Origin of the sequence: Burkholderia sp. HAN2018 (assembly GCF_024704855.1) — a bacterium.
Lineage (GTDB): Bacteria > Pseudomonadota > Gammaproteobacteria > Burkholderiales > Burkholderiaceae > Burkholderia > Burkholderia cepacia.
Window position 1 is genome coordinate 18,768 of record NZ_QOBB01000060.1, and the last position, 19,473, is coordinate 38,240.

General features: G+C 69.6%; 21 protein-coding genes. 11 read left to right on the forward strand and 10 right to left on the reverse strand.

All coding sequences use genetic code 11. The features are described from left to right. Positions 1-55 precede the first annotated feature (55 nt). The 3 genes from DPV74_RS17375 to fnr all read left to right on the forward strand — a co-directional run bounded on the left by DPV74_RS17375 (position 56) and on the right by fnr (position 4,013). Positions 56-2,050 (forward strand): PAS domain S-box protein, encoded by a 1,995-nt coding sequence (locus DPV74_RS17375; protein WP_091922991.1) that lies wholly within the window; start codon positions 56-58, stop codon positions 2,048-2,050. After that, positions 2,047-2,694, forward strand: a complete 648-nt coding sequence (locus DPV74_RS17380) for a response regulator transcription factor (RefSeq protein WP_091922989.1) — start codon at positions 2,047-2,049, stop codon at positions 2,692-2,694. Before DPV74_RS17375 ends, DPV74_RS17380 begins: the two co-directional genes overlap by 4 nt. A gap of 527 nt (positions 2,695-3,221) precedes the next feature. Next, positions 3,222-4,013, forward strand: coding sequence for a fumarate/nitrate reduction transcriptional regulator Fnr (fnr, locus tag DPV74_RS17385; RefSeq protein WP_091923097.1), 792 nt, complete (start codon positions 3,222-3,224; stop codon positions 4,011-4,013). Positions 4,014-4,044: 31 nt separating this feature from the next. Here fnr and DPV74_RS17390 read toward each other — a convergent pair whose 3' ends face one another. After that, complete coding sequence (locus tag DPV74_RS17390) at positions 4,045-5,034, reverse strand: zinc-dependent alcohol dehydrogenase family protein (protein ID WP_027792297.1); 990 nt, start codon at positions 5,032-5,034, stop codon at positions 4,045-4,047. A gap of 175 nt (positions 5,035-5,209) precedes the next feature. Here DPV74_RS17390 and DPV74_RS17395 point away from each other — a divergent pair, with 175 nt between their 5' ends. The 5 genes from DPV74_RS17395 (at position 5,210) to DPV74_RS17415 (ending at position 9,962) form a co-directional block, all read left to right on the forward strand. After that, entirely contained in the window at positions 5,210-6,211 is a 1,002-nt protein-coding gene (locus DPV74_RS17395) for a nitroreductase family protein (RefSeq protein WP_091922987.1), read from the forward strand. A gap of 51 nt (positions 6,212-6,262) precedes the next feature. Beyond that, positions 6,263-6,598, forward strand: a complete 336-nt coding sequence (locus tag DPV74_RS17400; protein WP_021159373.1) for a c-type cytochrome — start codon at positions 6,263-6,265, stop codon at positions 6,596-6,598. A gap of 22 nt (positions 6,599-6,620) precedes the next feature. Beyond that, on the forward strand, positions 6,621-7,652 hold the full coding sequence (locus tag DPV74_RS17405) for a TIGR00730 family Rossman fold protein (protein WP_091922985.1): 1,032 nt from the start codon (positions 6,621-6,623) through the stop codon (positions 7,650-7,652). 139 nt (positions 7,653-7,791) lie between these two features. Beyond that, entirely contained in the window at positions 7,792-8,016 is a 225-nt protein-coding gene (locus DPV74_RS17410; RefSeq protein WP_021159371.1) for a hypothetical protein, read from the forward strand. Positions 8,017-8,198: 182 nt separating this feature from the next. Then, complete coding sequence (locus DPV74_RS17415; RefSeq protein ID WP_091922983.1) at positions 8,199-9,962, forward strand: SulP family inorganic anion transporter; 1,764 nt, start codon at positions 8,199-8,201, stop codon at positions 9,960-9,962. 91 nt (positions 9,963-10,053) lie between these two features. Here the strand turns inward: DPV74_RS17415 and DPV74_RS17420 are convergent, their stop codons facing one another. Together DPV74_RS17420 and DPV74_RS17425 are read right to left on the reverse strand one after the other, a co-directional pair. Beyond that, positions 10,054-10,293: a hypothetical protein gene (locus DPV74_RS17420; RefSeq protein ID WP_059685823.1), complete on the reverse strand. Its 240-nt coding sequence runs from the start codon at positions 10,291-10,293 to the stop codon at positions 10,054-10,056. A 57-nt stretch (positions 10,294-10,350) separates the two neighbouring features. Continuing rightward, positions 10,351-11,001, reverse strand: a complete 651-nt coding sequence (locus DPV74_RS17425) for a BON domain-containing protein (RefSeq protein WP_060082731.1) — start codon at positions 10,999-11,001, stop codon at positions 10,351-10,353. Between the two features lie 230 nt (positions 11,002-11,231). On the opposite strand from DPV74_RS17425, the gene DPV74_RS17430 reads away from it, so the two are divergent. Next, positions 11,232-11,897, forward strand: coding sequence for a nitroreductase family protein (locus DPV74_RS17430; protein WP_059696817.1), 666 nt, complete (start codon positions 11,232-11,234; stop codon positions 11,895-11,897). 104 nt (positions 11,898-12,001) lie between these two features. Here DPV74_RS17430 and DPV74_RS17435 read toward each other — a convergent pair whose 3' ends face one another. The 4 genes from DPV74_RS17435 to DPV74_RS17450 form a co-directional block, all read right to left on the reverse strand. Beyond that, positions 12,002-12,436: an Hsp20/alpha crystallin family protein gene (locus DPV74_RS17435; protein WP_042974953.1), complete on the reverse strand. Its 435-nt coding sequence runs from the start codon at positions 12,434-12,436 to the stop codon at positions 12,002-12,004. A 180-nt stretch (positions 12,437-12,616) separates the two neighbouring features. After that, positions 12,617-12,892: a DUF1488 domain-containing protein gene (locus DPV74_RS17440; RefSeq protein ID WP_027792289.1), complete on the reverse strand. Its 276-nt coding sequence runs from the start codon at positions 12,890-12,892 to the stop codon at positions 12,617-12,619. 97 nt (positions 12,893-12,989) lie between these two features. Continuing rightward, on the reverse strand, positions 12,990-13,463 hold the full coding sequence (locus DPV74_RS17445) for a universal stress protein (protein WP_027792288.1): 474 nt from the start codon (positions 13,461-13,463) through the stop codon (positions 12,990-12,992). Between the two features lie 142 nt (positions 13,464-13,605). Continuing rightward, positions 13,606-14,079 (reverse strand): hypothetical protein, encoded by a 474-nt coding sequence (locus DPV74_RS17450; RefSeq protein ID WP_091923093.1) that lies wholly within the window; start codon positions 14,077-14,079, stop codon positions 13,606-13,608. 46 nt (positions 14,080-14,125) lie between these two features. On the opposite strand from DPV74_RS17450, the gene DPV74_RS17455 reads away from it, so the two are divergent. Further along, complete coding sequence (locus DPV74_RS17455) at positions 14,126-14,434, forward strand: hypothetical protein (RefSeq protein ID WP_134319447.1); 309 nt, start codon at positions 14,126-14,128, stop codon at positions 14,432-14,434. Positions 14,435-14,569: 135 nt separating this feature from the next. Then, positions 14,570-16,174 carry a bifunctional aminoglycoside phosphotransferase/ATP-binding protein gene (locus DPV74_RS17460; protein ID WP_091923091.1) on the forward strand — a complete coding sequence of 535 codons (1,605 nt, stop codon included), beginning with the start codon at positions 14,570-14,572 and terminating at the stop codon, positions 16,172-16,174. Positions 16,175-16,558: 384 nt separating this feature from the next. Here the strand turns inward: DPV74_RS17460 and DPV74_RS17465 are convergent, their stop codons facing one another. The 3 genes from DPV74_RS17465 to DPV74_RS17475 all read right to left on the reverse strand — a co-directional run. Next, positions 16,559-17,020 carry a hypothetical protein gene (locus tag DPV74_RS17465; protein WP_059696819.1) on the reverse strand — a complete coding sequence of 154 codons (462 nt, stop codon included), beginning with the start codon at positions 17,018-17,020 and terminating at the stop codon, positions 16,559-16,561. Between the two features lie 269 nt (positions 17,021-17,289). After that, positions 17,290-18,633 carry a nitrate/sulfonate/bicarbonate ABC transporter ATP-binding protein gene (locus DPV74_RS17470; protein WP_374708966.1) on the reverse strand — a complete coding sequence of 448 codons (1,344 nt, stop codon included), beginning with the start codon at positions 18,631-18,633 and terminating at the stop codon, positions 17,290-17,292. Between the two features lie 35 nt (positions 18,634-18,668). Further along, positions 18,669-19,473: ABC transporter permease subunit (locus tag DPV74_RS17475; RefSeq protein ID WP_119337635.1), on the reverse strand; the 805-nt coding region annotated here is incomplete at its 5' end.

The following is a 19,473-nucleotide window of genomic DNA, read 5'->3' on the forward strand; positions in this document are numbered from 1 at the left end:
CGCGTCCGGCCCGCCGCCCGCCGACCGCCGGCGAAATCCGTCAGGATGAACGGCAATGACAGTCCATGTGCCCGCCTTCAAGGCCGGGCCGGCTCCGCGCAGGGTCCGGCCCGCTCGATCCGCGACCCTCGCCGCGCTGCTGACGCTGGCGCTCGGCCTGGCCACGACGTTTGCCGCCGCCCGGCTCGTGCAGAACCGGGCGCAGGAAGCCGCCCAGGCGCGCTTCGCGCAATCGGCGACGCTCGCGACGGCCGACCTCCGGCGCAGCTTCCTCGGCGCCGCCGCCGTCTTGCGCGGCGCGCGCGGCTTCGCGTCGACGCTGGTCGTGCCTCAATCCGGCGACGCGTGGCGTCGTTACATTGCCGGTCTCGATCTGGACGGCTTGCAGTCGCCCGTCCGCAGCGTCGGGAGAATCGAGCCGAGCCCCGCCAATGACGATCAGGCGACCCGGCGGGCACTGCAGCGAGCGGCGGAAACCGGCAGGGTCGCGCTGGCCGCGAACGCGACCCAGGACAGCGCCGACGCGACGAGTGCCCGCACGGCGCTGATGTTGTATCTGCCGATTTATGCGGACGCTGAAGACGGGGCTCCGCCGGGGCCGCAACATGCGCGCGCGACCGGATACGTTTATGCCGCGCTCGATCCGGCACGTCTCGTCGATCCGTCGATACTGGATCGGCTACGCATGGAAATCGCGGCCGACATCCCGGCGGCGCTCGTCCATGCCGGCGGCTTCGGCGGCAACGACGCCACGGCCGCCGGCAACATGCTCACGCGAACGGATTCGCTGTCGTTCGGTGGTACGCCGCTCACGCTGCGCTACAGTGCGCCGGGCCCGGACACGTCCGGCCCCGCGCTGGCCGTGCTGGCGGCCGGCACCGCGCTGTCGCTGATACTGGCCGTGCTCGTGCAGCAGGTTGTCTCCACGCGAATCTCCGCCGCCGTGCCCGCCGGCGACGGCCAGCCGACCGGGGAGCGAATGATGGGCATCATCCGGTCATCGATGGAAGCGATCATTACCGTCGACGAAAGCCAGACGATCGTGATCTTCAATCCGGCCGCGGAACGCGTGTTCGGCGTCTCCGCGATGGAGGCGATCGGCGCGCCGCTCACCCGCTTCATCCCCGAGCGCTTTCGCGCCGCGCATGCGCGGCACGTCGAGCAATTCGGCGTGACGGGCGTGTCGGACCGCCAGATGGGGCAGCAACGCGTGCTGTTCGGCCTGCGCGGCGACGGCACGGAGTTCCCGATCGAGGCGTCGATATCGCAGATTCGCGACGGCGCGGGCAAGCTGTACACGGTCATGCTGCGCGACGTCACCGAGCGCGTCCGCGCGGAAAATGCGCTCAGGCAGTCGCGCGAGGAACTCCGCGAGCTGTCCGCCAACCTGCAGAACGTGCGGGAGGAAGAAAAAACGCGGATCGCGCGCGAGTTGCACGACGACCTCGGCCAGCAACTCACCGCGCTCAAGATGGACCTCTCCGCCGTCGAGCTGGGGCTCGCGGGCATTGTCGCCCCCCATACCGGCGTGCGCGAGCAGTTGGGCGGCATGCATCGCCTGATCGATTCGACCGTTGCGTCGGTTCGGCGCATCGCGGCCGATCTGCGGCCGGTGATGCTCGACGACCTGGGTCTCGTCCCGGCGATCGAGTGGCTTGCAAACGATTTCACGCATCGCTACCGGATCACGGTCGACCGGGACATCGCCCCCGTCGATACCGCGTTCACCAGCACCGGCGCCACCACGCTGTTCCGCATCGTGCAGGAAGCGCTCACCAATGTCGCCCGGCATGCCGATGCGACGCACGTGAAGCTCGCCCTTAAAGTGGAAGACGGCTACTGCATGCTGCGCATCGCGGACAACGGCCACGGTGCGCCGGAGGTCGCCCGCGACGAGCGCGATCGTCCGTCGTTCGGGCTGATCGGCATCCGTGAGCGCGCGCACATGCTCGACGGCACGGTGACGATCGAGAACCGGCCGGGAACGGGATTCACGATTACCGTGGCGTTGCCGCTTCACGCCATCCAGCAAGGAGATGTGCTGTCATGATCAGGGTACTCATCGCCGACGACCATGCCCTCGTCAGGGACGGCCTGCGGCACATCCTGCAGAACGCAAGCGGCTTCGAGGTCGCGGGCGACGCGTGCGACAGCGCATCCACGATCGCACTCGTACGCGGCACGGCCGCGAACGTGCTGGTGCTCGACCTGTCGATGCCCGGCCGGAACGGCGTCGAACTCATCAAGCAGATCAAGGACGAGAAACCGGCCTTGCATGTCCTCGTGCTGACGATGCACGCCGAGCAGCAATACGCGGTGCGCGCGTTCCGCGCGGGCGCATCCGGCTACATGACCAAGGAGAGCGCGAGCGCCGAGCTGGTCGCGGCGCTGACCAAGATCGCGGCCGGCGGCGTGTATGTCAGCCTGACGATGGCCGAACAGTTTGCGCAGAGCCTGAACGAACCGACCGATCTCCTGCCGCACCAGCGTCTGTCCGACCGTGAATTCGACGTCTTCCGGCGCGTCACCACCGGCGAGTCGATTTCCGAAATCGCGCAGGCGCTCTGCGTCAGCGTCAAGACCGTCAGCACGTACAAGACGCGCATTCTCGAGAAGATGCAAATGCCGAACGACACGGCGCTCGTGCGTTATGCGATGCGCCACAAGCTGTTCGACGACCCGGACGAACTCTGACGGCCGCCAGGCAGCCGGCTGCTTGCGCCGACGATCCCGCTGCCAGTGGCCGCATGGGCGGCTCGCGATCGCGCGACCGGCTCCTCGACGCTGCGTCGCGTGATATCGAACATAACGTCCGCCACCGCCGCCGGCATTGAGTCAGGTCAACGGAATCGCCGCCCGTGCCGCCCGCCTCTTGACAACGTCGACCGGGCAACGCGCGCCCGCCTCGGCGGCAAGATCGCGGCAAGATGCCGCCCCCTTTGTAGGAAACGCCCTACAACGCTTCCACGTGTCCTACCGCATCTTCAATTCCGGCTGATTTCCGTCGAGCGCCGCGCCATCCATACTGCGTATCAAGAAAAACAAGCCAGCGTGCCACCCGGAGCAAAGGCCCCCTCAACCCCGAGACCGGTTTCGGTCTCCTGGCCCGTCCGGTGTGGTTCCCCATCAGGAAGGCGGCAGACACCAAGGCCGCCGGTACGACGGCCAGCGCGATCGTGCCCGACAGCGATTCGCCGCTGGCCCAGGAATTGGAGCCGATCATGCAAAGCCATGCCGATGTTTCGCAGACCATGCCGTTACACCCGTTACAACCGTCACGTCCGTTCATCCCGCTGCATCCCGTCGAACGGGCGGACCAGCCGAAGCGCGCCGCGTCCCGTTGCTCGACGTGCGCGCTGCGTACCGTGTGCATGCCGCCCGATCTTTCGCCTGACGACTTCGCGCGCGTCGACGCGATGATCTGCACGACGCGGCACGTCAGGCGCGGCGAAACGCTGTTTCGCGCGGGTGACGCATTCAACAGCATCTATGCGGTCAGAACCGGTTCGTTCAAGACCATCGTGATGCATCGCGACGGAGACGAGCAGATCACCGGCTTCCAGATCGTCGGCGAATCGCTCGGGCTCGACGGCGTGCACACCGGGCGGCACAACGGCGACGCAATCGCGCTCGAGGACAGCACCGTCTGCATCATTCCGTTCGGCCAGCTCGAACAGATGTGCCGCGACGTTCGGCCGATGCAGCATCACGTGTATCAGATGATGAGCGGCGAGATCGTGCGCGAATCCGCGCAGATGCTGCTGCTCGGCACGATGACCGCCGAGCAGCGCGTGGCCGCCTTCCTGCTGAACCTGTCCACGCGCTTCAAGGCGCGCGGCTACTCGGCCGCCGAATTCGTGCTGCGGATGACGCGCGACGAGATCGGCGAGTATCTCGGGATGAAGCTCGAAACGGTCAGCCGCATGATGTCGAAGTTCCAGCGCAAGGGGCTCGTCGCCGCGCAAGGCAAGCAGATCCGCATCGTCGATCCGGACGGCCTCGGGCGCATCTGAGCGCATTGCGGTGCGGGCATGTCGAGCGGGATCAGCCGCGCATGCCGAGCACGGCGGCGCCGGATACGCGCCCCGCGCGCAGATCGTCCAGTGCGCGGTTTGCATCGGTCAGCGCGTAACGCACCGCTTCGACCCGCAGCGGCATCGCATCGGCGATCCGCATGAACGCGGCCGCGTCCGCGCGCGTCAGGTTGGCGACCGACGCGATGCGGCGCTCGCCCCACAGCCACGCGTACGGAAAGCCCGGGATATCGCTCATGTGAATGCCGCCGCATACGACGATCCCGCCTTTGTCGACCGCGCGAAGCGCGGCCGGCACCAGTGCGCCCACCGGCGCGAAGACGAGTGCGGCGTCGAGGGGTTCCGGCGGCGTTTCGTCGCTGCCGCCGGCCCATGCGGCACCGAGTGACAGCGCGAGCTGCTGGGCGACGGTGTCGCCGGGTTTCGTCAACGCAAACACCTTCCGCCCCTCGAAATGCGCGACCTGCGCGACGAGATGGGCGGCCGCGCCGAAGCCGTAGATGCCGACGCGACGCGCATCGCCGGCCATGCGCAAGGTTCGGTAACCGATCAGGCCGGCGCACAGGAGCGGCGCGGCCTCGAGATCGGAATAGCGCCGCGGCAGGTGCACGCAATAGCGATGGTCGGCAACGGCGCACTCGGCATAACCGCCGTCGATCGTGTAACCGGTGAATCCCGGGCTGTCGCACAGGTTTTCGCGGCCGGACGCGCAGTACGCGCAATGCCCGCAGGTCGAGCCCAGCCATGGAACGCCCACCCGGTCGCCGACGGAGAATCCCGTCACGCCCTCGCCGAGCACGCGCACCGTTCCGACAATCTCGTGCCCCGGCACCAGCGGCAGCTTCGGGTGCGCGAGTTCGCCGTCGACGACATGGAGATCGGTCCGGCATACACCGCACGCGTGCACGTCGATCAGCAGCTGGCCCGGCGCCGGCAGCGGATCCGGCACGCGCGCCTCGCGCAAATGCGGCGTCGTACCGTCAAACATCATCGCAAGCATGCTCGCCTCCCCGCGCCATCGAGTTCGCGCGCGTCACGATGCAAGGCTAGTCGCCACGCGCCGCGCGCGCATGGCGCAGTGACGGGCGCTTGACGTGGGTCAACGGCGGCCGGCCGGTTGCTGACACGATGAAGTGGCATGACGCCGCCCGCCCGGCCGACCAGGAGATGATCGAATGATATCCGTTCCCCCACTTGCCGCAAGCGCGCATCCCGAAGCGCATCTGAGGTCGCTGCTGGCCTATGCGGTGCTGGCCCCGTCCAGCCACAACTCGCAGCCGTGGCGGTTCATCGTCGACGGGCCCACGATCGCGGTCTGCGCGGACCGCGTCCGTGCGCTGCCGGTGGTCGATCCGTTCGATCGCGAGCTGATCATCAGTTGCGGCGCCGCCTTGCTCAACCTGCGTGTCGCGCTCGACCACGCAGGGCTCGCCCATACGATCAGCACGTTCCCCTCCGAAGTCGACCCCGATCTCCTCGCACTGGTGCGGGTCTGCGACGACGGCTATTCCGACGCGTCGCTCGGCGCGCTGTTCGATGCGATTCCGGAGCGCGTGACGACGCGCGCGCCGTTCGAATCGACGGCCGTTCCGGACACGCTCCAGCGCGAGCTGATCGCGGCCGGCGCGGCGGAAGGCGTCGAGGTCGCCTGTATCGACGCGATCGCGCACCGCGCACGGGTGGCCGAGCTCGTCGCCGAGGCCGACCGGCAGCAGTTCGCCGATCCGCGCTTCCGGCGCGAGCTGGCGAGCTGGATCGATCCGCGCCGGCACGTCGACGGCATGCCGGCATTCGCGGCCGGCGTGCCGACGCTGCTGGACTTCGCGGCGCCCGTCGTGACGATGGCGGTCCGGACGTTCGATCTCGGCAACGGGCTCGCCGCGCTGCATCACCAGCTCGTCGGCGCGTCGCCGCTGATCGTCTGCCTGTCGACCGTCTGCGACGATCGCGACGCATGGCTCGCCGCCGGACAGGCGCTGGAGCGCGTCCTGCTCGTCGCGACGCGCGCGGACCATACGGCGTCCTACCTGAACCAGCCGATCGAGACGGCCGGGCTGCGCGCCCACCTGCGCCACATGCTCGGGCTGCGCGGCGAGCCGCAGTTGCTGCTGCGCGTCGGGCGCGGCCCGCATACGCCGCATTCGCCGCGCCGCCCGCTCGACGAAGTCGTCTCCTGATCGCGCCGCGAGGCAAGGTGCGCCCCCTCCGACCCGGACGAGGATAAAAACATGAACCTCCTGCGTTTCGCCGCCCTCTGCGCGATCGCTGCGGCGGCCGGCCCGGCCGCCGCGCAGACGGCCGTGCCCGAGCCGACCGATCTCGTCAACGCGCAGCACTGCATGTTCTGCCACACGCCCGACATGAGGTTCCTCGGGCCGTCGTTCCACGAGATCGCGCAGCGCTATCGCGGCGATCCGGCGGCCGCCGCGGAACTGGAACGCAAGCTGCGCGTCGGCGGCCGCGTGCACTGGGGCGACACGCCGATGCCGTCCGCCGAGGATCGCGGCGGCCCGCTGTCCGCCGACGATGCGCATCAGCTCGTGCAATGGGTGCTGAGCCAGTAGCCGGCCCGCCGGCCCGCACCGCATGCCGACCGCCATCAAACGCCTACCCGCCCGCACGGTACGAGGCAACGCGCGCCGCCGTGCCGCACCCGGCGCGACGCCGACGGAAACGCGCGGTATACCCGCACGTCCGCGGCCCGATGCGCTCGCCGGCAACGACGACAGCGCCCGGTCCGGCCCGCGCCGCGCGCGGCGTCCCGCCCGACGCCCGAAACGCACGCCTGTCGACGACGACGCCACCATCCTGCAGCGCGCGAGCATGCGCGGCATCCGGCTGCAGCTCGACTACTGGAAAGCCGAGGCGCGCCTGCAGAGCGAAGGCATCGGCCATGCCGTCGTGATCTACGGCAGTACGCGCATCGTCGCCCCTGCCGTCGCGAATGCCCGGCTGGACGAAGCCAATCGCCTGCTCGCGCAGCGTCCGCACGATGCGGGCCGGCGCCGCGCGGTCGCGGCGGCGAGCCGGCTCGTCGAGCACAGCGTGTATTACCGCGTCGCACGCGAATTCGGGCGCATCGTCGGCCACGCCGACCGCTGCACGCGCGCCGCGCGGCTCGCCGTGGTCACCGGCGGCGGCCCCGGCATCATGGAGGCCGCGAACCGCGGCGCATACGAACTCGGCGCGCCGAGCATCGGCCTGAACATCGAGTTGCCGCGCGAACAGGCGCCGAATCCGTATATCACGCCCGATCTCGGTTTCCGGTTTCACTATTTCGCGATCCGCAAGCTGCATCTGCTCGAACGCGCGAAAGCCGCCGTGTTTTTCCCGGGCGGCTACGGCACATTCGACGAGCTGTTCGAGGTCCTGACGCTGCTGCAGACGCGCAAGATCCCGCCGCTGCCCGTCATCCTCGTCGGCGAGGCGTACTGGCGCCGCGCGGTGGACCTGGCCTTCCTCGCCGACGAGGGGATGATCGATCGCAGCGATCTCGACCTGTTCACGTACTGCGAATCCGCCCCCGACATCTGGCGCGCGATCGGAAGCTGGTATGCACGGCGGCGTGCGGCGCGGCCGGTGCGCCACCGCCCGCCGCCGAAACCGCGTGCCGTGTAGGAATCTGCCGACGCGCTTCGCGCGATTCCTACCGCAGCTTCGGGGCATGCCGATTGAATCGCGCGGGCGCGGCAACGATACTGAAATCACGGATCGCGGCAGCGCGCCAGCCGGATTCCGGGCCATCAGGAGAGCCGTCATGACACACGCTACCCCGCTTCCCGATTCGGGCGACCAGGCCCGCCGGCCTGACGCTGCCGCGCTCGACACGCAGGCGCTCGTCGCCCTGGCGCGCGACGCCGGCATGCTCGTGATCCTCGACGGACAGATCGGGCGCGAGCGGTACGAGAGCGTGACGGGCTCGATCGCCACGCTGGCCCGCTTTGCGCAGGCACTGCAACTGTCGGCACTCAAGGCCGCCTGAAGCCCGCAGCCGTGCCGCGCCGCCGGCATCCGGCGCGACGGCGGCGGCCCGGTCTTCCGACGCGATGATCACGCTCGCCCTGCCGTCCCGTCCGTCTGCCCGGGCCGGCCGCCCCCCGGTCACCACGCGCCTGCCGAAGCCGTCCATCCCGTTCGCCCGGACGTCTCCGGGATGAAGCCGCGATGAACCGGCACCTTTCCGAACACGTCGCCCACCTGTTTCCGGGCATCGCACTGCTCACGCACTACCGGCGCGCATGGCTGTCGCGCGACCTGTATGCGGGCATCGCGCTGTCGGCCGTGCTGGTGCCCGTCGGCATGAGCTATGCACAGGCGGCCGGCCTGCCGGCCGTCACGGGCCTCCATGCGTCGATCGCTGCGTTGCTCGCGTATGCGCTGCTCGGCCCGAGCCGGATCCTCGTCCTCGGCCCCGATTCGGCGCTGGCCGCGCTGATCGCCGGCGCGATCGCCCCGCTCGCCGACCATGACCCGCAGCGCGCCATCGCGCTGGCCGGCGCGCTGGCGCTGTCGGCCGGCACGATCTGCATCCTGCTCGGCACGCTCCGCCTCGGCTTCGTCACCGACCTGCTGTCACGTCCGATCCAGTACGGCTACCTGAACGGTATCGCGATCGCGCTCGCGATCGGCCGGTTGCCGGAACTGCTCGGCATGCCCGCGGCGGGCGGCGACGTGTTCTCCAGCGTGCCGCCCATCGTGCACGCCCTCGCCGAAGGCCGGTTCTCCACCGATGCCGCGCTGCTGGGCATCGGTGCGCTCGCCACCATTTTCCTGATGAAACGGGTGATGCCGCGCGCACCCGGCGTATTGATCGCGGTGCTGGCGGCGACCGTGGTCGCGCACGTGTCGCCGCTGCACGGCATCGCGACGGTCGGCACGTTGCCGGCCGGCGCGCCCGTGGCGCATCTGCCGGTCGTCTCCGTCGCCGACCTGGGCGCGCTCGCGTCCGGCGCCGTCGCCGTCGCGCTGGTGTCGTTCGCCGACATCAGCATGCTGTCGCGCGCCCTGTCGGCACGTTCGGGCGAAACGCCGGATCGCAACCAGGAACTGGTCGCACTGGGCGCCGCCAATCTGCTGGCCGGCATGATGCAGGGCTGCGCGGTCAGCAGCAGCGCATCGCGCACGCCCGTCGCGATTGCCGCGGGCGCGCAGAGCCAGGTCACGAACCTCGTCGCGGCGGCGTGCATCGCGATCCTGCTCGTTGCCGCGCCGACGCTGCTGACCGGTGTCCCGCGCGCGGCGCTGGCCGCCGTCGTGATGTACGCGGCGTTCGGCATCGCGGACGTCCGCAACGTCGTCCGGCTGTACCGGATGCGTCGCGGCGAATGCCTGATTGCGGTGCTGTGCTTTGCCGGCGTGATCGGCATCGGCGTCGTGCCCGGCATCCTGCTCGCCAGCGCGCTGTCGCTGCTGTCGTTCGTGTGGCGGGCCTGGCATCCGTACGATGCGGTGCTGGGCCGGCTGGCCGGCGTGCGCGGCTATCACGACATCGCGCGCCATCCGGACGCCGTGCAGACGCCGGGGCTCCTGCTGTTCCGCTGGGATGCGCCGCTCTTCTACGCGAACGTCGAGATTTTCTGCGAGCATCTGCACGCGGCCATCGTATCGTCGGCGTCTCCGGTCACGCGCATCGTCATCGCGGCCGAGCCCGTCACGGATATCGACGTCAGCGCCGCCGACCGGCTCGTGGCGCTTTGCGAGGAACTCCGCGCGCAGACAATCGCACTGGACTTCGCCGAAATGAAGGGGCCGGTGAAGGATCGCCTGCGCGCCTACGGGCTGTTCGACGCGTTCGGTCCCGCCAGCTTCTTTCCGACCGTGACCGACGCCGTCGCGCATCATGTCCGGCGGCAACGCGAACATGCGCGCGACGATGAACCGGTTGCGCGCCCCGCGCCGCCTGCCGACCGTGACCGGGCGGACGGGTAGGCACACCGATACCCGTGCGACGCGGCGCTCGTTGCATCGGATGACGAACGAAACGTCGACGCACGGGAGACACGTCACGTGCGCCGTGGCGTCAGACCGTGAACGTGTTCGACTTCCTCATCTCGACCCAGGTCATCCCGGCGCGCAGCCCGTCGATCGCGGCTTCGCGCTCGGTATCGTGGGTCCGGCTGTGCGCGAACGTGCGCTCGCACGCGCCATCCGGCGACGTGAACGTCACGTGGATCCTGCAACGGTAGCCGCCCGCTTCGGCGGCAATCGTCTCGATCGTCACCGACCAGTCCGCGTCGTGTACCTCGCCTGACAGTGTCATCCGGCTCCCCTCCTTCAACTGCGCGGACTGCCCGTCCGGTTACCGGGGGTTCCGCGCTTACTCGACGACCAGGTCGTCGACCACCGCACGCACGCCGCGCGCCGACCACGCGGCACCGCGCACGGCCTTGCGCTCGGAGAACGAACCGACCTTGCCGGACAGCCGCACGGTGCCGTCGTGCACCTCGATCGCGATGTGCTTCGCCTCGCGCTCCGCGTGGCGCATGATCGCGCGCTTGATGCTGCCGCCGATGTCGGCCGACCCGACCGCTCCCTGCACCGTGATGTGGTCGGTCACGCCGGTCACGCTGCGCATCTGCGAGATCGCCCGCACGGCCATATGGCTCTGGTACGCCCAGTCGACCCTGCCGGACAGCGTGATCCAGCCGTGTTCGACCTGCACCTTGACCGCGTCGTCGTGCAGACCGACCGTCCAGTGCAGAACCGAGCGCACGGCATTCGCGATGTCCTCGTCGGTGCGGACGTCGTCGTCCGGCAAATGCACGGTCATGTCGACGACGAGCGCCTTGACGCCGGCCACGCGGTTCGCCGCACGCTCGATCGCCAGTTTCTCCGCATAGCTCGGCGGGTGACCCGAGAGCGTCACGATCCGGTTGACGACCTCGACACCGATGCGTGTCGCGTCGATCGCCGGGTCGGACTCCAGTTCGTCCTGGACGTCCTGCTTCAGTTGCTTGTCGGTTTTCATCGCCTGCACTCCTGTGAGCCGCGGCGTGCCTGTTCGCCGCATACGCCCAGATTTGCACATGCACGGCCGGGGATCGCTGATGCAGGTCAACGGACGCCGCTCGACGCGCATCGCGGCCTGCCGGTGCACCGCTTGACGGAGGTCAAGCCGGCGCGGCCCGGCGGACTTATCGTGAGATCGCCGATGCGCGACGCCCCGGGCAAGCACGGCGATGCTCCAAGGAGACTCACATGACGGAACAGCAACTGTTGGCCTATTCGCCGACACCACCGGCAGGGCCGGTATCGCCACAGGGCGAATCCCCGCCCCTCATCGACCTGCCGTACCCGGACCTCGACGGCGGCCCGCCATTGATGACCGCACTCGCGGCGAGAATGAGTTCCCGCGAATTCGCCGCCACGCCCCTGCCGCCCGCGACACTCGGCGCGATGCTGTGGGCCGCGGACGGCGTCAACCGGCCGGTCGGCGGCGGCCGCACGGCGCCGTCCGCGCATGCGTTCAACGAAATCGACGTGTACGTCGCGCTGCCGTACGGCGTCTATCGCTACGACGCGCCCGCGCATCGGCTCGTGCTGAAACACGCCGTGGATGCCCGCAACCTGACGGGTTACCAGGACTTCGTCGGGCGCGCGCCGCTGGACCTCGTCTACGTCGTGCGGACCGCCGCGATCCTCGACATGCCGCCGCAGCAGCGCGACGTGTTCTCGGCGATCGCGGCCGGCGCCATCGCGCAGAACGTGTCGCTTTACTGCGCGGCCGCCGGCCTCGGCACGGTCGTGCGCGGCTGGATCAACCATCGCGTGCTGGCCGACGCGCTGCGGCTGAACGAGGACGAGCTGCCGATCCTCGCGCAGACGGTCGGCTATCGCGCAGGCGGCGCGGCATCGAATGCGTGAGCGCCCCGGCGCCCGCTTCAACGAAACGGCGCGCGGATCGCTCCGCGCGCCGTCTCCTCCTGTCGGGCAGCGCATGCCGGCGTCACCCGCTGCCTGCCGCCCGATCAGCCGATCGTCAGCTTTTTCTGCGCGACCGGCGCCTTCTTCGGCAGCGTCAGCGACAGCACGCCGTCCTGATACGTCGCCGTTGCCTTCGCGTCGTCGATTTCACCCGACAGCGAGAACGAGCGGCTGACCGCGCCGCTATAGCGCTCGCGCCGGATCACGCGCTCGCCTTCCTTCTGCTCGCTGTTGCGCTGGATTTTCGCGTTGATCGATACGGTGCTGCCCGTCACCTGGACGTCGATGTCGTCCTTGGCGACGCCCGGCAGTTCCGCGTTGACCTTGTACGCATCGTCGCTTTCCGTCACGTCGATCTTCATCGATGCAAGATCGGGCTCGTCCGCCAGCGTCATCCCGCGCAGCGGCCTGAACAGGCCCTGAAACAGGTCGGCGACGGGTTCGATCGAAAACGGATCGTACCGTGTGACATTGCTCATGGTTCGTACTCCTCGAACGATTGACATGCGGCCCGCGCTTTCGTCCCGCCCGCGCGAAGCCATGACGAAGATCGGATTGGCGCGGCACCGTGTGCCGGGCAACGGACGAACGATCATCAGGATTCCAGCGTAACTGCCCGCATCGGCATGGGCTTGACGCGCGTCAACGGGAACGGACGCTCAGGTGCAGAACCGGAAATAGCCGCTGTGGAGCAGGATCGGCCGGCCGCCCATCTCCTCGAGCAGGCAGCGCGCGGCGCGCTCGATCGCGGGTCGATGACGGGCGAATGCCTCCACGAGATCCTGTTCACGCGGCGACGCCGCGCGGAAGTGATCCTCCAGCGCTTCCGCGGTGATCGCGCAGTGCACACGGCGGCCTTCGACCAGCGCGGGAAACGCCAGCGCGGGATCCTGGCTGCAATACGTCGGATGTTCGCAAGGAAAGGAGATCTGCATGATGGTCACCTGTGCAGGTTGCGCATGGGTGGGCGCGGGCTGGCGGTGCGCCGCGTGCTGCCCGCGTCCTCGCCGCGAGGCGCCGCGCGCGAAAACGCTAGGCTGCCGCCGCCGCGGCCGGGGCGGCATCGCCGGCGCGTACGAGCAGGACCGGGCAACTCGATCCGCGCAGGAAACGCTCCGCGACGCTGCCGAGAAACAACCGCCGGACACCGCGGCGGCCGTGCGTACCGATCACGGCCAGATCGATCGAACGCTCGACGACGTACCGTTGCAGCCGTTCGGCGACATTCTGGCCAGGCTCGGTCTCGACGATTTCCGTGTCGCCGTTGACCGCCGCGTGCGAGATCGCCCGTTCCGCGCTGCGCAGCACCGCCGCGCCATCGCGCCGAACCTCGTCGAGCAGCGCGTCCGGATCCATTCGTCCGGCGTACGTCACCAGAAGCGAGCGGTCGACGACGAAAACGGCGAACAGGCGCGCGCCGTACGATCGCGCCACCTTCAGACCTTCGTCGAGCGCCAGTTTCGATGAAGGACTGCCGTCCACGGCGACCATGATGTTCGTGTACATACCGACCTCGCTGGATGAACCGACGCGCCGGCGGCGTGCGGATGGGTGTCATCATCGGCGTTCGCCGGACGCGGGCGTTGACGGAGGTCAACGGTTCGAAATCACGTGGAGGCGCGCGGGCGCACGGGCACGAGACGCCGGATCAGCGCGGCGCGACCGGCTGCGGCGCGCCGGGGGAACGCGCCTGGCTCACGTCGGCCCGGAAACCTCGCTCGATATCGAGGATCTTCGTCGCGCACGCGTCGTACCGCCACCCCGGGCCGCCATCGCTGCCGTACATGCCCTTGCACATCGCCTTGAGCCGGATCACCGCCGCGCCGCCGCCCGATGCGGTGCGCGAGGCCCACAAATAGACTTCGCCGGCCAGGAACGGCGGCGCCGTCTCGATCGTGTCTGCATCGGCCCGGGTGATCCGGGTCGACGAATGCCCTTCGACGTAGCGGCGCGCAAGGCGCCATGCGCGGTCGCATTCGGCCGGTGTCGAACACGGCAGCGCCGCGGCCTGGCGCGTCGCGAACAATTGCGTTTCCGTCGACCGGAAGGCCGCGTTCCGCTCCGCATCGGCGCACGCCCCCAACGCGAGCAACACGACGACCGCCCACACCCGTTGTTTCATCTTCCCTACCTCGCAACGCATCGCGTTCCGCTCGCCATCCGGCGGCGTGAATCCGCTCGACGCCAACCCGGCCGCGTGGCGCACCGACATCCCGCATTCGGTGCGCGGTCACGTGCCGCATTGCCCGAACGCCCGAATCGACTGTAGGGCCGCCATGGGGAATGCGGTTGACCTGCGTCAAGCGCGCGCCGCCGCGGTGCGTACCGCACGCGCAGCAACGGTGCCGACGACGTGCATGCGGGCGGCGTTGCGCCGCTACCGCGCCGGCGCCGGGCCACGGCAAGCCGTCCGGGCGCGCACGGTCAACGCGCTTGACACGCATCAAGCCGGGATGGGCGACAGTCGGCTGCAATAGGGTTCGTCGCACGCGTGCCTCCGAGCCTGCCGGCCCGATCCCGCGACATCGAGCAGACGGAGCGTGCCGCTTCCGTTCGACTACAACCCGCGGGCACGGCGCCATGCCGGCGCCCTGCCCATCGATCCGTTCATCATGTCCCGAGCGCCACGCCTGCCGTTCACGTCGAGCCGCGGAGCCGCACGACGCAAGACCCTGCAATTCGATCGCGCGTTGCGTCGGCCTGCCACCTATCCGCATCCCGCCGGCCGGATCGAACGGATCGAAACCCACCTGTCCGTCGTGTATCTGGCGGGACGCTACGCGTACAAGCGCATCAAGCCCGTTCGATTCGCGTTCGTCGATCTCGTGCGCCCCGCGCAGCGCCGCCGCTGCGCGCTGGCGGAATGGTCGCTCAACCGGCCGTTCGCCGGCCCGCTGTACCTGGGCGTCTGGCCGATCGTCGCGCGCGGTCGCCGCAGCACCTTCGGCCCGCCCGTGCGAACCGGCCCCCACCGCCACCGGCAGCCGGCGGTGCCCGGCGAGTATGTGGTGCGCATGCGCCGGTTCGACGCGCAAGCGATGTTGTCGGTCCGCAGCGCATCGCACGACACGGGGCTGGCGGACGCGGACGCATTCGCGCAGACGCTGGCCCGCCATCATCTCCACGCGCCGCGCCGTGCGCCGCGCGGCTACCCGGGCAGCGCGGCGAGCGTCGCGGCCCAATGCCAGGCGTTGTGCGACACGCTCGACGTCACGGTGCCCGCTCAAGCCGCGCTGCGACGCTGGTACGAAGCCGAGCTGGCTCGTCTCGCGCCGCAGTTCGCCGAGCGGGACGCGAACGGCTTCGTGCGCGCCTGCCACGGGGATCTGCACCTCGACAACGTCGTCCGCTGGCGCAACCGGATCCTGATGTTCGACTGCATCGAGTTCAACGACGCGCTGCGCTGGATCGACGTGGCGAGCGATCTCGCGTTTGCATGGATGGATTATGCCGCCCGCGGGCGGGCAGATTGCGCCCACCGCCTCCTGTCAGGATGGCTCGCAGGTACGGACGACCATGCGGCGCTGGCCGTACTGCCGTGCTACTTCGTCTATCGTGCGCTGGTGCGTGCGCTGACCGCGCGGCTGCGCGGCGACGAGGCGACGCGCGGCCGCTATCTGCGCCTTGCGTCGGACATGGCGCAGGCACGCCGCGATGCGCGGCCGTTGCTGCTGCTCTGCCATGGCATGTCCGGTTCCGGCAAATCGGTGGCGAGCCGCGCGCTGGCGGAACGGCTCGGCGCGATCCGGCTGTCCAGCGACGCCGAACGCAAGCGCTTCGCCAGCGCACCGGAGGACACCCGTCTGCCGCCCGCCGCTTACTCGGAGACGGCGATCGACGCGGTCTACGACAGACTGCGTGCGCAGGCCGGCGAGATCCTCGCCAGCGGCTATACGGCGATCGTCGACGCGACGTTCCTGCTCCGGCGCAACCGGGCACCCTTCATTTCGCTCGCCGAGCAGCGCGGCGTGCGCGTCGCGATTCTCGACTTCACCGCGAGCCAGGCGACGCTCGCCGCCCGTGTCGCGGCCCGGGCCGCACACGGACGCGACGCATCCGATGCCGACACGGCCGTACTGGCCCGGCAGGTCGAGCGCGCCGAGCCGCTGGCCGGAGCCGAGGCCGCGATCGCGATCCGCTTCGAAACCGAGTGCGACGTCGCGGCGTACGGGAGCCGCGCGTTCTGGGCGCCGTTGTTCGCCGCGCTACGCGCGTAAACACGCGCGCTGCGCGCCGCCCGGAGCGCGGCCCCGACGGGCAGCACGACGGGCACGACGGGCGCCACGCAGGGTCGGCACTTCAACGGGCCGCACGTCGTCGCGGCCGATCGCGCACGTGCCGCCACGCAGGCCGTGGCGGGCCCCGGGCGACGGCTGCCCATGATCCGCCTCAACGGCCGTGCGCGACGCACGGCTGACTTGACGCCATGTCACGCCGTTCCGTTTCGGCCGGCCGCGACACGAACGGCGTCGCGCACTTCGCCCACCTGCGCGGCCGTGCTCGGCGCGCTCGTTTCCCTCTTCGTGCGGAAAAAGCGCGGGGAGGTGCGAGTGTAGCGCCGGTTCCCGCCGCCTCGACGCCGACGCCGACGCCGACGCCGCCTAGATGCTGAGATACCCCTGGAACAACCACGGGGGGCCGCTTCGATCCCGCACCGCATGGCCGCTCGCGGCAGGCGCGCAGGTGCCCGAGAAGCCCGGCGATCCATCCGCCCAGAACGACGGCACGAAGGAAAACTCGCCGTTGACCGTCACGACGAAGTCGCGATTGAATGGCGACGGCGCGAAGATCGTCACCTCGCGGAAAAACGGCGCGGCATCGTCGTGCAAGATACCGCCCGCACGTGTCCACCTCGCGTCGTAGCGAGCCGGCAACGTATAGATCCTGCCGCCGCACTCCACCGTTCCGGCCGGCGTGTACACCATCTCCACTCCCGGATACGGCAGGCGGTAAGGCTCGCGGCAAACCGGGCCGTCGGGTCCGACCACGAGCGGCGGATGCGCCCAGATCGATAGCGACAGCGGGCTCGTGTGCTGTGCGAAATATTCGGAAAGCCAGTTCATGGCCCATTCTCCCGTCTACGGTCATTGGCGTGCGCAGGTACCGGCAGGTTCGCTGAAGCGGCGCGATCGCGCCGGTGGCCCGTCGAGCGTCGCACGACACGCTCGCTGCCGATCGCAACCGAAAGCCTGAACGACTCCGCCGGCAAACGCCCAGCCTGTTTCGGCGCCCGTGAAGTCATTCTCGAACGCACCGCGCGCCGGGCGTTGACGGAAGTCAACGGACGCGGCGGCACACCACCCGCCTTTGCCGCGGGCCGGGGCCCGCATGATCAACGGCCGAAGGTGCGCGTATGGTCGTCGTAGTCGAACAGCCCCGCGTAGCGGCCCCAGTCCGTCACGACGCGCAGCGCCTGTTCCGCGCTGCGCGGATCGAGATGATCCTCGAGCTCCAGTTCGAAACGCTCACGCGGCGCGCGATGCCCTGCACGCTCGTCCAGCACTTCGTCGATATGCGCGGCAAGCGGCACGAACTTGACGACATGCTCTCGAAACAGGCGCCGCCGGGCCTCGTCGTCGCTGTGCGCGAACACGTGGCCCGCCGCGCTCAACCGGAGGGTCCGGTCGTGCCACTCGGCAAAGGCGAGCAGATGGAGCGCCGCGGCGGTCGCATGGAGCACGTCGACCCGGAGCGCGAGCGCCGCGGCAATCGCGCCGAGTTCCGCATGGCCGTCGTACGGCGCGGCCGCCAGGGTCTCGACGAACCCGGCGAGATGGTGGCTCGTCACGTCGGGTAGCGTCATGGCCAGCGTGCCGCCGGCCGCCGCACGGGCCGCCGCCGCGTCGGCGATGCGCGCGGTCAGCGTCGCGTAGATCTTGCCGACGATCGCCTGGAAGGCCGGGTCGTGCCGGCTGCGCGGACGCGGCAACGGCACGTTCAGCGCGGCGTCGATGCGCGCCGGGCCGGCGCCGAGCACCAGGATGCGATCGCACATGAGCACGGCTTCCTCGATGTTGTGGGTCACCATCATCACCGACCGGGTCGACAGCTGGCGCGCGTCCCACAGGTCGAGAAAATCGGTGCGCAGCGTTTCCGCGGTCAGCACGTCGAGTGCCGAGAACGGTTCGTCCATCAACAGCAGGACGGGTTCGCTGACGAGCGCGCGGGCAAACCCCACCCGCTGACGCATGCCGCCCGACAGTTCGCGCGGATAAGCCGATTCGAAACCGTCGAGCCCGATCAACTCGATCGCGACGGCCGCCCGTTCGCGCACGTCGCGTGGCGGAAGGCTCAGCGCATCGAGCCCGAGCTCGACGTTTTCGACGACGGTCAGCCACGGGTACAACGCGAAGGTCTGGAACACCACCGCAATGCCGGCGGTCGGGCCGGCAAGCGGTGCCCCGCGATATGCGACTGCGCCGGACGAGGGCTTGACGAGCCCGCTCGCGATCCGCAGCAGCGTGGACTTGCCCGAGCCGGAGCGGCCGAGCAGCCCCAGTATCTCCCCCTCGCGGAGCGTGAGGTCGATATCGGCCAGCACGTGCAGCGGCTCGCCGGACGGCTTCGTGAACGATTTGCATACGCCGCGCATCTCGAGCACGACGGGCGCCTGCTCCGATGACGGCGCGGCCGCGCCCGCCTCGTACGCTTCCTTGCATTCACCGGGATTCGACACATCGGTCTCCTGCGGATGGAGGATCGGGTCCGGACTCAATCGAACCGCGTCCTGCGCTCGGCGAACGCATACATCGGGCGCCACACGAGCCGGTTGGTCGCGATCACGAGCAGCGACATGACGGCGACACCGAGCGCGATACGCGGAAAGTCACCGGCGCCGGTCATCTGCGCGATGTAGGCCCCCAGTCCGCCGGCATTCAGGCGCGTGCTGCCCCAGCTCACCGCCTCCGCGACGATGCTCGCATTCCATGCGCCGCCGGACGCGGTGATCGCGCCCGTCACGAAGTACGGCAGCACACCCGGCAACATGACGCGACGCCACCAGGTCGCCGGCCGGACCCGAAAGCATGCCGCCGCTTCGCTCAGGTCGGCCGGAAACGCGCTCGCTCCGGCGATCACGTTGAACAGCACATACCATTGCGCGCCCAGGATCATCAACAGCGGCAGCCAGACTTCGGGGGCGAGCCGGTAGCGCACGATGACGAACACCGCGACCGGAAACAGGAGGTTGGCCGGAAACGCGGCGAAAAACTGCGTGATCGGCTGGATGCGGGCGGCCACGCGCGGTCGAAGACCAATCGCAATGCCGATCGGCACCCAGATCGCCGACGCGATCACGACCAGCACCGTCACGCGAACGAAGGTGAGCGCCCCTTCGCCCGCCACGACGCGCAGGTCCGCCCAGGTCAGCGCCGCGCGTCCGAGCCGGAACAGTACAACCGCCGCATACCCGCATCCCGCCGCGCACAGCGCGAACCAGAGCGCGTCACCCGCGTGCCGCGGCAGCGCCATCCGGCCGCGCCACGGCCACGCGACCCCGGGCAGCCGCGCACGCGCC

Excerpts from the sequence above, each read along its gene's own strand:
- DPV74_RS17375 (WP_091922991.1), top strand. The coding sequence starts at position 56 with ATGACAGTCCATGTGCCCGCCTTCAAGGCCGGGCCGGCTCCGCGCAGG.
- DPV74_RS17380 (WP_091922989.1), top strand. The coding sequence starts at position 2,047 with ATGATCAGGGTACTCATCGCCGACGACCATGCCCTCGTCAGGGACGGC.
- fnr (WP_091923097.1), top strand. The coding sequence starts at position 3,222 with ATGCAAAGCCATGCCGATGTTTCGCAGACCATGCCGTTACACCCGTTA.
- DPV74_RS17390 (WP_027792297.1), bottom strand. The coding sequence starts at position 5,034 with ATGCTTGCGATGATGTTTGACGGTACGACGCCGCATTTGCGCGAGGCG.
- DPV74_RS17395 (WP_091922987.1), top strand. The coding sequence starts at position 5,210 with ATGATATCCGTTCCCCCACTTGCCGCAAGCGCGCATCCCGAAGCGCAT.
- DPV74_RS17400 (WP_021159373.1), top strand. The coding sequence starts at position 6,263 with ATGAACCTCCTGCGTTTCGCCGCCCTCTGCGCGATCGCTGCGGCGGCC.
- DPV74_RS17405 (WP_091922985.1), top strand. The coding sequence starts at position 6,621 with ATGCCGACCGCCATCAAACGCCTACCCGCCCGCACGGTACGAGGCAAC.
- DPV74_RS17410 (WP_021159371.1), top strand. The coding sequence starts at position 7,792 with ATGACACACGCTACCCCGCTTCCCGATTCGGGCGACCAGGCCCGCCGG.
- DPV74_RS17415 (WP_091922983.1), top strand. The coding sequence starts at position 8,199 with ATGAACCGGCACCTTTCCGAACACGTCGCCCACCTGTTTCCGGGCATC.
- DPV74_RS17420 (WP_059685823.1), bottom strand. The coding sequence starts at position 10,293 with ATGACACTGTCAGGCGAGGTACACGACGCGGACTGGTCGGTGACGATC.
- DPV74_RS17425 (WP_060082731.1), bottom strand. The coding sequence starts at position 11,001 with ATGAAAACCGACAAGCAACTGAAGCAGGACGTCCAGGACGAACTGGAG.
- DPV74_RS17430 (WP_059696817.1), top strand. The coding sequence starts at position 11,232 with ATGACGGAACAGCAACTGTTGGCCTATTCGCCGACACCACCGGCAGGG.
- DPV74_RS17435 (WP_042974953.1), bottom strand. The coding sequence starts at position 12,436 with ATGAGCAATGTCACACGGTACGATCCGTTTTCGATCGAACCCGTCGCC.
- DPV74_RS17440 (WP_027792289.1), bottom strand. The coding sequence starts at position 12,892 with ATGCAGATCTCCTTTCCTTGCGAACATCCGACGTATTGCAGCCAGGAT.
- DPV74_RS17445 (WP_027792288.1), bottom strand. The coding sequence starts at position 13,463 with ATGTACACGAACATCATGGTCGCCGTGGACGGCAGTCCTTCATCGAAA.
- DPV74_RS17450 (WP_091923093.1), bottom strand. The coding sequence starts at position 14,079 with ATGAAACAACGGGTGTGGGCGGTCGTCGTGTTGCTCGCGTTGGGGGCG.
- DPV74_RS17460 (WP_091923091.1), top strand. The coding sequence starts at position 14,570 with ATGTCCCGAGCGCCACGCCTGCCGTTCACGTCGAGCCGCGGAGCCGCA.
- DPV74_RS17465 (WP_059696819.1), bottom strand. The coding sequence starts at position 17,020 with ATGAACTGGCTTTCCGAATATTTCGCACAGCACACGAGCCCGCTGTCG.